Raw genomic sequence first — 11,033 nt, 5'->3', positions numbered from 1 at the left:
GCTCCTAACTCCTCTTGTAATTGGGCCAGCTTAGGTATTTTATGAGTTTTCGTATGCGGTCGTAAGTTCACTTTGTATTCATCAGCATAATTTTGCATTGAATAAAGATTATCCATCATTATTTTTCTATCAATTAAAAGTGCTGGTGTTTCTAACTCGAAATATTTCATTTATCTCTCTCCTTTATGGCTGCTATAGTTTCAATCTCCACAAGACTTCCGGCTTCCAATCAAAATATTCGGTTAATTAGACTTAATTCCTGCTCCGCATAAAGGAATAATAATCGTTTCAGCGGGCGAATGATTGTATTTTAAGTATCCAGCGTAGTTCGCAGCAGTTGTCGGTTCTACATAAAAACCTTTCCTTGCTAATGTAATACGTGCTTGTACAATTTCTTCTTCGGTTGTTGTTATCATTTCTCCATTCGTAGCACGAATTGCTTCTAAAATTTGAACTGAACGTGCTGGTGCTGCTATTGCAATCCCTTCCGCTATTGTGCCGTTATTTTGGACAGGTTCAAACGTTTCATTATTCATAAATACTTTTGCTAGTGGTGCACAATTTTCTGCTTGAATCGCAATTAACTTCGGCATTTTCGATATAAGCCCATTCTCTAGTAATTCCTTGAATCCATAATAGGCGCCTAACAACAAAGTACCATTTCCAACAGGAATAATAAGGGCATCAGGTACACATTTCATCTGTTCCCAAATTTCATAAGCATATGTTTTGGTTCCCTCATAAAAAAAGGGGTTATACACATGACTTGCATAGAATACATTCTCTTCATTTACTGCTTTTTGCGCAGCTTTAGCTACCTCTTCCCGTGTACCATTGATTGCCCGAACGTTTGCACCATGCGCTTTAACCTGTGCAATTTTTTTCGGGGATGTTCCTTCTCTGAGGAAAATATCACAAGCTATACCAGCACGTGAGGCATATGCCGCAATCGAAGTTCCTGCGTTCCCACTACTATCGGCAATGACTTTCGTAACACCTATTTCTTTTGCTTTAGCAATTAATACTGCTGCACCACGATCTTTAAAAGACAAAGTAGGCATCATATAGTCTACTTTGACAAAGCTATTCGGCTCTGATTGATCTAATATAATTAACGGAGTATATCCTTCCCCCAATGTAACTGCTTGCCATATGCCAGAGTTATTTTTAAATGGCATAGCATCTATGTACCGCCACATCGTTGCGGGTTTTTCTCGCAACTTTAATATATCAATGGTAATCCTTTCTTTTATTAAGTCTAACATCCCTCCACATTTGCACTTCCATATATTTTCTGTCACATTATATTTAGTTTCACATGAATAACACACATATTGTTCCTTAATTGTTTTTCACCCCTTTTTGGTAAAATGAAACTATTAAGATTAATAGATTCATAACTTAAATATATGCAATAGCTTCAATTTCTATTTTAAAACCAAAATGCAGCTCATTTGTTGGTACAACGGATCGTGCTGGTTTATGGTTTCCGAAGAATTCTTTGTAGACACGGTCAACACGATCCCATAATTGTATATCCGGAATATAAAGTGTCATCCGCAAAATTTGATTCTTTTGGCTGCCTGCCTCATTTAAAATATACTCAATGTTTTTCAGTGCTTGCAGCGTTTCATCTTCAATTGTACCAAATTTCTTTTGTTGAGTTATGGGGTCAATGGCAAATTGGCCAGATACGTAAACGACATCATTATGAATCGTTGCTAGCGCATAATGGCCGTTTGACTTCAAATTCCCTACCTGAAATATGCTCTCCATTTAGACACTCCTAATTTATTGATTTGATTTTCTATTAATAACTCTCCCTCTGATAAATTGAAAAAATGCTTAAAATTCCCCATGTGATTTTTCAAGGAAATGAATAAATAATTCAGCAGCTTTAGTTTGAATTTGTGTGTCTCTAGTCGCGTAAAAGAAGTGTTGTGTTGAATCAAATCCTTTAATGTTTAATGCTCGAAGCGTTCCTAATGCTAATTCCTTTCTAATCGCCCCTTTAGAAATATAGGAAATCCCTAAACCAACCTCCACAGACTCCTTAATAATTTGGAGGCTGCCAAATTCCATTATTTCTTTAGGCTCAATTCCAGTCTGATGAAACATATGGTCCGTAACTTCCCGAGTACCAGAGCCAGATTCGCGAATTACCCATGTTTCAAATTTCAGTTCTTCTGCAGTAACTGCTTTCTTACATCCCAATGGATGATTGTAGGGGACAATCACAACCATTTCGTCTACGGCAAAGGGTTTGATTAGTAGGTTAGGATGTTGAATTCGACCATTAATAATTCCAATATCTAATTCGCGCCGAAGTAGTTGTTCAATGATACGATGTGTGTTTTTAATCGTTATTTTTGGTTTAATATTTGGATAATTGGCTTTAAACTCATTCATAACTTTTGGAAGTGAGTATTCGCCGAACGTGTAGCTTGCTCCAATCCATAATGCACCACTTGCTGTCGTTTGTATTTCATGTATGAATTTGTCCACAAGTGCATATTGCTCCATAATTTCTTTCCCATGATAATATAAAATTTTTCCAGCTTTAGTTAACCCAATATATTTGTTGCTACGCTCCAAAAGCTCAATGCCAAACTTTTTTTCTAGGGATTTTATCGCCTGACTAACAGCTGATTGCGTGATGTATAGTTTATCGGCAGTTTTAGAGAAACTGTGCTGTTCAGCAACAGTTAAAAAGATGTTTAACTGATGGTCCACCTTCATCTCCCCCCTTTCCATTAGAAAAACTTATAATCGTTATTAAAAAAATTCGTTTTACTAACTAAGCTTAACACATTAGTATGAATATTAGAAATATTAATACTAATGAAAAAAGGAGGATTTCAAAAATGGATTTAGCCCGCTTTCCACGAAAACGATATACCGAATACGTTACTCCTATTGAAAAGCTTTCTAATCTTTCAAAAGCCTTAGGTGGTCCAACAATTTATGTGAAACGAGATGATTTACTTGGATTAGCCGCTGGAGGTAATAAAACAAGAAAATTGGAATTTCTTGTTGCCGACGCCCTTGAGCAGGGGGCTGACACGTTAATTACCTGCGGAGCTGTACAATCAAATCATTGTCGACTTACTCTTGCCGCGGCGGTTAAAGAGCAGCTCCAGTGCCATCTTGTACTTGAAGAACGAGTCCCTAATAGTTATTCACCAGACGCTAATGGCAATAATTTTTTATTTAAATTATTAGGTGCAGATGGGATTAGTGTAGTTTCGCGCGGAACAAATATGATGGAAGCGATGGAGGAAGTTCAAAATAAATTAGCTATGGAAGGAAGGAACGCCTACATAATCCCTGGAGGCGGATCAAATGAGGTTGGTGCAACAGGCTATGTGGCTTGTGCACAGGAGTTATTAAAACAAACATTCGATATGGGGCTAAACTTAGACTATATTGTTACCGCAAGTGGCAGTGCAGGAACACACGCTGGCCTTGTAACAGGGTTTTATGGCACAAATACACCTACCCCAATTATCGGTATGAATGTCAGTCGAAAAAAGGACGAGCAAGAAGAACTTGTTTATCGCCTAGTACAAAAAACTGCAAAGTATGTCGGTATAACAAGTGATGTCCCGAAAGAACTCATTAATTGTTATGATCAATATGTTGGCCAAGGGTATTCCCTTCCTACACCTGGGATGATCGAAGCAATAAAATTATTTGCAGAGCATGAAGGTATTTTGCTTGATCCCGTATATACAGGTAAAGTGGCTGCTGGTTTGATTGATCTGATACGAAATGGATTTTTTAAAAACGATGATCAAGTCCTCTTTCTTCATACTGGAGGTTCACCAGCGTTATATGCGTATGATTCTATGTTTTTCTCAAAATCATCGTAAAGTAATCTTCTCTATTTAGTAGAGAAGATTATTGAAATAAGTATAAGTAAAAGTAAAAAAAATTTGTAAAGGAGGCTCTTTTATATGGAACATAAGAAAAAATCAGGATTTAAAAAATTACCTCTATGGGCTCTTATTATTATTGGATTAATCTTAGGTACCATTATTGGGTTACTATGGCCAAGTTTTGGAGCAAACCTCCAACCTATCGGGACTTTATTTATTAAAGCCATTAAAATGATTGTTATACCGCTTGTATTTTCAGCTGTTACTTTGGGAATCTACAAGATGGGCTCAAATCGTAAAGAGTTAGGTCGTCTTGGAGGACTGGCTTTTATCTGGTTTTATTTAGCTACTGGGTTTTGTATTATTTTAGGTATTACGTTAAATGCTATTTTTCATCCTGCAGCAGGAGTGACCTTACAGGCAACAGGTACTCTTCCGGCAAATCTTGCAACATCAATTGATTGGGTTAAATTTATCACTGATCTCATTCCCGACAATGTTGTGAATGCAATGGCCGAGCAAAAAATTATTCCAACTCTCTTTTTTGCTATTTGTTTCGGTCTATCATTATCTGCTATAGGCGATAAAGCCAAAGTTGTCATTAACTTTCTAGAAGGTATTCTTGAAGCTATGTTCAGATTGACTAAAGGAGTTGTAGCAACGGCTCCGGTAGCTGTAGCAGCGATCATGGCATGGGTGTTTGCCACTCAAGGCGGCAGCGTTATATTAGGATTGGCAAAATTAATTGGGGTCATGTATATTGGCTTGCTTGTTATTATGGTATTATTCTGGATTATACTTGCCTCCCTTAAAATAAATCCTTTCTCGTATACTAAAAAAGTAATGGAACCATTGCTTTTAGGATTTACTACTACCTCTTCTGAAGTTACTTTACCTGTACACATGAATATTCTCGAGAAGTCGGGGATACCAAACAAAGTGGTTTCTTTTGTCCTTCCACTAGGTTATAGTTTCAACCTTGATGGTGCAGCACTTTATCAGTCTCTCGCTGTTTGTTTTATAGCAGAAGCATATGGTATGCATTTAAGTTTGCCTACTATTTTAACGATTCTTATAACAACCTTAATTGCTAACAAAGGAACAGCAAATGTACCTGCAGCTTCATTAGTCGTTTTGTCAGTTATTCTAACATCTCTTAATCTTCCATTAGAAGCAATCGCTTTAATAACAGGAGTCGACCGATTTATGGATATGGGGCGGACAGCTGTCAATGTTTTTGGGAATACGGTTGCCGCTATATTACTTTTTAAATGGGGTGGCAAGAAACTCGCCGAAACAGAGGATGAATCGAGTGCCGTTAGTTTGTAAGAAGTTTACAGTAAGTATCGTATCATAAAGATTGATAAAGGTAATACCTTACGATATAGACAAGGGGAGCTATTTAAATGAGTAAAAAAATTGGGATACTAGGTGGTATGGGTCCAATGGCAACAGTCGATTTATTTACTGAAATTGTGAGAAATACTCCTGCTAAAACGGATCAAGAACATTTACGTATTATTGTAGATAATCACCCTCAAATACCGCCTAGGGTTCCAGCAATCTTACAAGGAACTGAAAACCCATTACCAATGATGGTTGAATCTGCGCAACAATTGGAAGCGGCAGGAGTTGATTTTATTATTATGCCGTGTAACACAGCTCATTTTTGGTTAGATCAATTACAAAAGACTATTAAAGTCCCAATCTATAGTATGATTCATAATACAGCAACATACATCCAAAGAGATTATCCCCATTTTTCTGGTAAAATGATACTTCTGGCCTCAAGGGCTACTATCCAAACAAATTTGTATCAAAATGATTTTCATTCCTTAGGCCTTCATTTGTGTGTGCCCAAAGACCAAGATCAAGAAATTATTGATCTTACTATTAAAGAAGTAAAGGCAGGTCACATTGAAACCAATGTTTATATTAAGCAGCTTAGCACTATATTAAATCGATATGAAATGGAGGAAGAGATATTAGCTTGTATTGGGGGCTGTACTGAGATCCCACTTATATTTCCTTATTTAACGAGTGATGTCGTCAAAATAAACCCCACACAATTACTCGCTTTAATGGCTGTTGAACAGGCAAAAGGGATTAAATTAACATATTAAAATTCATTTCCAAAGACATTATAGTTAACATATCACAAAGTTTTATCCTTTTTATAAGCAGAAACCCTGAATTTTTTATGCTAAGCAGAAAATTCAGGGTTGTTTTTTATATCCTAAATTTTATAGACTAATAATATTTTCTTTTTTTACTGTCAACCACGGCCTATCCTCTTCCCAGCGCACACCGACCGGGGTTTTAAAGGTTTCCGATAATAATTCATCTGTCAAAACCTCTCTCTTAGGTCCTGCGGCTACGATCTTTCCATCACGCAGAAGCAAGGCGTGAGTAATTTCTTCGACTAACTCTTCAATATGGTGAGTCACATAAATTAAATGGCAATTGTTATTGACAATTGCCTTGATAAGAAAAAGAACTTCCTCCCGAGAAAGAACATCTAGACCTGTGCACGGCTCATCAAGTATGAGAAGCTTAGGATTGCTCATTAATGCTCTCGCGATTAGCACTCGTCTCTTTTCACCTTGTGATAAAAGACGGAAGTGCTTCCCTTTAAGGTAATCGAGGCGAAGACTGTTTATTATTGACTCTGCCTTTTCGACATCTTTCGTTGAAACCTCTTCATACAAACCGATGGATGCAAACTTTCCGCTTAAAACAATGTCTTCGACCGTTTCATGATTCAAGCTATTAGAAAACCGGTCCAATGAGCTGCTGACGAACCCAATTTCTCTGCGAAGCTCTGGTAAATTCGTTTTTCCAAATATATTTCCAAGGACAGCTACTTCTCCTGCTGTCGGAAATTGATAGCCGGTTACAATATTTAAAAGAGAAGTCTTTCCTGATCCATTTAAACCAAGAATGGCCCAATGCTCATTTTGACCTATGCTCCAATTTAGATTGCTTAAGATTTCCTCGCCGTTCCTGCGCCATGAAACATTTTTGAAAGTTACAATATTCCCCATTCGTTATCCTCTCTTTCTATATTTAAAATTTCCCAATAATCATTTTAATTCGACAATAGCACAAACCTATTTTGTTTTAAAGAGAAAAGAAGCCAACGCCATATTAAGCGATAGCTTCTTTATCTAAAAACATTATTTATGAAGCAAGATTTACTTTTAGATTGCCTCTCCCCAAATCATTTCCGCCCATTCGGGATGATCGATAAATGGATTACGGTTGTGCTGCCATTTTTCATAAATGATATTGTTGCGGTTTAGTTCGAAATCATCTACAGGATCTTGCAGATGCCACTTTAGTAGAACGGATAGCTTGCCATGATACGGCTGCGAGCCATTACCAACTTTATCGTTTAATTCTAAGTCAATTTCGCCATTCGTTCCTTCATAGCGAACAGCCATATAGAAGAGCATTCTAGCTACGTCTCCCTTTACTCTGTCTGGCGGTTCCCAAGAATTCGAAGTTCTGAAGCAGCCATCACAGCCGCTAACTGGGGTTCCGCCATTATTAAAGTCAAGATTTCCTCTTGAACTATTAATCTGTACATCAGTTGGACGAAGATGATGAATATCGGTGCCCGGTCCTATACTCGTTCCGAACCCGCCATGTGATTGCGCCCAAACATGCTCGCGATTCCATTGACCAACATTCCCGCCGTTCGCAAGCTTTGAACGGGACTCCCCTTTGTATAGCAGTATAATATTGTCACTATTATTCGGATCCTCATCCGTCTCTCTTAGTGCATCCCATACATTACTATAAGAAATTTTCGTTTGCTCTCGAATAATGTTGTGGAGAGCAAACTTCAAATCCGCCCCAGTTTTACCTGAAGCCGATTCATAATATCCATCAAATTGCCCCTTCTCTTCTACCGTAAATGAGAAGCGGGCTGTTAACTCTCCGCCATTTCCATCTTTAACAGTAACCGCCACTAAGAATGTGCCAATTTCTTCAGTCGAAAGAGTAAGACGGGAGCCGTTCGTTATCTTTCCAAGTGATGATGTGTAAGACAATTGATCTCCATCTGGATCTGAGAAATGCTCGCTTAATTCAAGCGAGACTTGCTCGCCTGTTTTAGCAGTGATTTTTTCTAATGGCTTGGACATTACAGGTGCTTTGTTTTCTTTTGGAGCGAACGGAGATGGAATTTCTTCTCCCTTTGAGTTGGTAAATTTTATATGAGAAGTGTCAACCTTTTTACCAACAGACCATGATTGAACGTTTTCAGCACCTCTAATTTCCTGCACTTTATCCTTTTCAATCAGTACCTCTTTAACTTCTGTTCCAGTTAAATCAACAATAGTACCTTTTTGAGCAGAGCTGACCACAACCGTCGTTTTCTTCAAGCCCTCCCCTTTTAGAGTAGCTGATTTTTTCAGCCAAATCCCCTCTGTAATGGAGGAAGTCTTATCCATGATAATTAAGGCATTATGTGGTCCAATAACAAGTTTCTTCGCTTTGTAGCCGACTAGATCATACACTCTGTCATACTTCGGCTCTTCTGGTTTTGTTGGCTCTTTTAATGCAGTTTGAATCAAAACAGGGTCATGATCGCTTGCACGGCCATGCTCTTCCATGAAACCAGAGTTAATATGAACAATATCCACTTCAGTTGAAGCAGCAAGATTATTTGATACTAAAATATGATCCAGAACTTGCGCATTTCCTTGATAGTTGTACGTAAAACGCTCTTCTGCAGGAACTTTTTCAATCATGTTTGTCAATTCCTGCCCTTTTAGAACGTGCAGAGGATTTGAGAATTCAAAGTCATTAAAATCACCAAGCAAAACAATGTTTGCATTCGGATCTTTTGCTTGAACGTCCTTGACAAAATTGTTTACAATCGCAGCAATTTGCATGCGTTGGACTTCACTATTTAAGATAGGCGGCTGCACTTTTCCAAACAGAGGAAGATCTCCGCCTTTAGAGTTAAAATGATTAGCGACAAGGATGATACTCTCGCCATTAAATTCAAATTGTGCTGCTAATGGTTTTCGGCTAGATTCAAACGCTGAATTCGTTGGATCAATGCGCCCAGGGTTTAACGTAAGCTTGCCATTTTCAAATCCAACTGCCTGAGTGGCCGTTCCTTTTGTCCCTGGAACAAGTGATACACGTTCCTCATTATAAAGGAAGCCGACACGAATATTTCCACCAGGCTGCCCGCCATCCACTTTATCTTCAGGTGCAATATCTGTATATGTGTATGTTGGCCCACCGAGTGATTCAATTTTTGCAATTAATTTCGCAGCGCTTTGGCTGGCGTCAGTCGTTCCGCTATCTGTTGATCCATCATTATCCTGAACCTCTGTTAAACCAATAATATCCGGCTGCTTCATACTCGTTACAATGGCTTCTGCCAGTTTAGTAACCTTTGAATCATCTGTTTTTGTTGAAAAGTTTTCAACATTGTAAGAAGCAATCGTTAATTTGTTTTCATCAAATATAATCGGCGTTATTTCCCTTACATTATAACCTTCAACAAGAGGGGGCAATGCTACACGATCACTCAATATTTTATAGTTGCTGAAGCCATAGCTGACAACTCCTTGAATCGAGCCTTGAAAGCGATCTCCCATTTTGGCAACGAATCTAGTGTCATCGATATCAATGGTCATTCTTTCTGGGTTAAAATCGGCCTCAGTAATACGCAATCCGCCAGCTGTCGTATTTGTTGGAACATCTTCAGGAACAACAATGACTTCACCATATTTTTGCGGTGCGACTACTTTAGGGTTATTTATTTGTACAAGCATCCCTTCTAAGCTTTCAAAAAAGTCAATTCCATCTTCGCTAGGATCAAAATTCTCAAAACGATCATTATCAATAACTTCTAAGGGAAGCATCCGGTCAACGCCGATTACAACCGGTGCCGGAAGCGATTGGTTGCTTGCAATTATTTGGATATTGGAAGCATTTATTTCAGTAACAGGAAGGTCTGTTTGCAGTTTTTCCGCATATCCTTCTAAAACCCATTCCTTCACCTGACCGCTAACTTTTACAACATCCCCTACTTTAACTCCGTGAGATTTTTTATAAACTAAAATACCTTCAGACGTATTTGGGTCATGATCCGGCTGTCTATCCTGCATATAAAAATTACTTCCGTCAACAACCTTTGTAACGATCCCCTCAACACCAGCAACGTTTTGATCCGCATATGGGGAAGAGTGACCAGCACCTTGGATATCATGAATGCGAATGACTTCCTGCTGAATCGCATAATCAAACACAGCCACTTCACTATTTTCCAATCCTTGTTTTACAGCAACCGCTTTGATTGTATTAGGAGCATTTATTTCAATAGGATCCGTATAAAGTGTACTTGACGTTGTCGGCTCTGATCCATCTACACTGAAATAGATTTCTGCTTCTTCTGTAGCTGTAGCAAGTGAAACTTTAGTCCCTTTTACGATAGTTCCTCCAGCAGGGCTTGCTGTAACGGCTTGTACCTTTTTAGGTTCTGAGTCATCGCTAAAAGAATAGCCTGTAGGACTTTTCAATCCAGGGACTCCAAAATAAGCTTCTAAACTTCCTGTAATTTGGATTTTCTTTCCGAGATTTTCTGGATGATCTCGAAGATTTAATTCGTCTCTAATAGCACCTTGAGTCAGCTGTACAGGCAAAATTTTCTTACCATCTGTTTCATTTGCAGAATCAGCAATGGCAATATTGGTGTTAACCGTAAATGGCCCAGTATGCTGATACTTAGGTCCATTATTCGTAATCCCTACAATATACCCCTCCACTGTTCCCTTTCCGCTATTATTGGCGATGGCCTCTGCAACGGTTATAGTCCCAGCGGCTTTTGAAACATGAAATGGAGCAAATAAGCTGAAAATCATGGTGAGGGTTACTACAATGCTGAAAGTTTTTTTCTGAAGCCTTCCTATCATTCAATCTCCTCCATACTCTATTAATTTGGCAAAATGCTATTTCACTTCTAGTTAAGCATGGCTCTATTAACTGTACAATTGCATTTATGTAAATTTTATAAATTTTACCAAAAATGATATTATAAGACTATCGAGCTAATAGGATGTTTTACTCAGTTTTTTCTATTAGAAATAACTTTATTCCTATTTTTCACTTTCAAGTAGGTTACCGAAGTAA

8 protein-coding genes and 1 pseudogene are annotated in these 11,033 nt (G+C 38.2%); 3 read left to right on the top strand and 6 right to left on the bottom strand.

Features of this window, described 5'->3' with window-relative positions; genetic code table 11:
• The 4 genes and pseudogenes from V7149_RS20990 to V7149_RS20975 all read right to left on the bottom strand — a co-directional run.
• A pseudogene (locus V7149_RS20990) lies at positions 1-170 on the bottom strand (D-TA family PLP-dependent enzyme); the annotation flags it as partial.
• A 72-nt stretch (positions 171-242) separates the two neighbouring features.
• A complete protein-coding gene (locus tag V7149_RS20985; protein WP_335347540.1) occupies positions 243-1,346 on the bottom strand; it encodes a threonine synthase in 1,104 nt (367 codons plus the stop codon).
• Positions 1,347-1,401: 55 nt separating this feature from the next.
• Complete coding sequence (locus V7149_RS20980) at positions 1,402-1,776, bottom strand: RidA family protein (protein ID WP_335347537.1); 375 nt, start codon at positions 1,774-1,776, stop codon at positions 1,402-1,404.
• 69 nt (positions 1,777-1,845) lie between these two features.
• The gene (locus V7149_RS20975) at positions 1,846-2,733 is read right to left on the bottom strand and encodes a LysR family transcriptional regulator (RefSeq protein ID WP_335347536.1); all 888 of its coding nucleotides are present in this window, start codon (positions 2,731-2,733) and stop codon (positions 1,846-1,848) included.
• Between the two features lie 131 nt (positions 2,734-2,864).
• Between V7149_RS20975 and V7149_RS20970 the strand changes: the two genes are divergently transcribed.
• From V7149_RS20970 to V7149_RS20960, 3 genes are all read left to right on the top strand, one after another.
• Complete coding sequence (locus tag V7149_RS20970) at positions 2,865-3,872, top strand: D-cysteine desulfhydrase (protein ID WP_335347535.1); 1,008 nt, start codon at positions 2,865-2,867, stop codon at positions 3,870-3,872.
• A gap of 84 nt (positions 3,873-3,956) precedes the next feature.
• Positions 3,957-5,207 (top strand): dicarboxylate/amino acid:cation symporter, encoded by a 1,251-nt coding sequence (locus tag V7149_RS20965; RefSeq protein WP_335347534.1) that lies wholly within the window; start codon positions 3,957-3,959, stop codon positions 5,205-5,207.
• Between the two features lie 77 nt (positions 5,208-5,284).
• Positions 5,285-6,001, top strand: coding sequence for an aspartate/glutamate racemase family protein (locus V7149_RS20960; protein ID WP_335347533.1), 717 nt, complete (start codon positions 5,285-5,287; stop codon positions 5,999-6,001).
• Between the two features lie 120 nt (positions 6,002-6,121).
• On the opposite strand, the gene V7149_RS20955 is transcribed toward V7149_RS20960, so the two are convergent.
• Positions 6,122-6,922 carry an ABC transporter ATP-binding protein gene (locus V7149_RS20955; RefSeq protein ID WP_335347532.1) on the bottom strand — a complete coding sequence of 267 codons (801 nt, stop codon included), beginning with the start codon at positions 6,920-6,922 and terminating at the stop codon, positions 6,122-6,124.
• A 156-nt stretch (positions 6,923-7,078) separates the two neighbouring features.
• Positions 7,079-10,816: an endonuclease gene (locus tag V7149_RS20950; protein ID WP_335347531.1), complete on the bottom strand. Its 3,738-nt coding sequence runs from the start codon at positions 10,814-10,816 to the stop codon at positions 7,079-7,081.
• Positions 10,817-11,033: the final 217 nt, after the last annotated feature.

Source organism: Bacillus sp. JJ1503 (assembly GCF_036965125.1).
Lineage (GTDB): Bacteria > Bacillota > Bacilli > Bacillales > Cytobacillaceae > Cytobacillus.
This window is presented reverse-complemented; position numbering and strand designations above follow the sequence as displayed.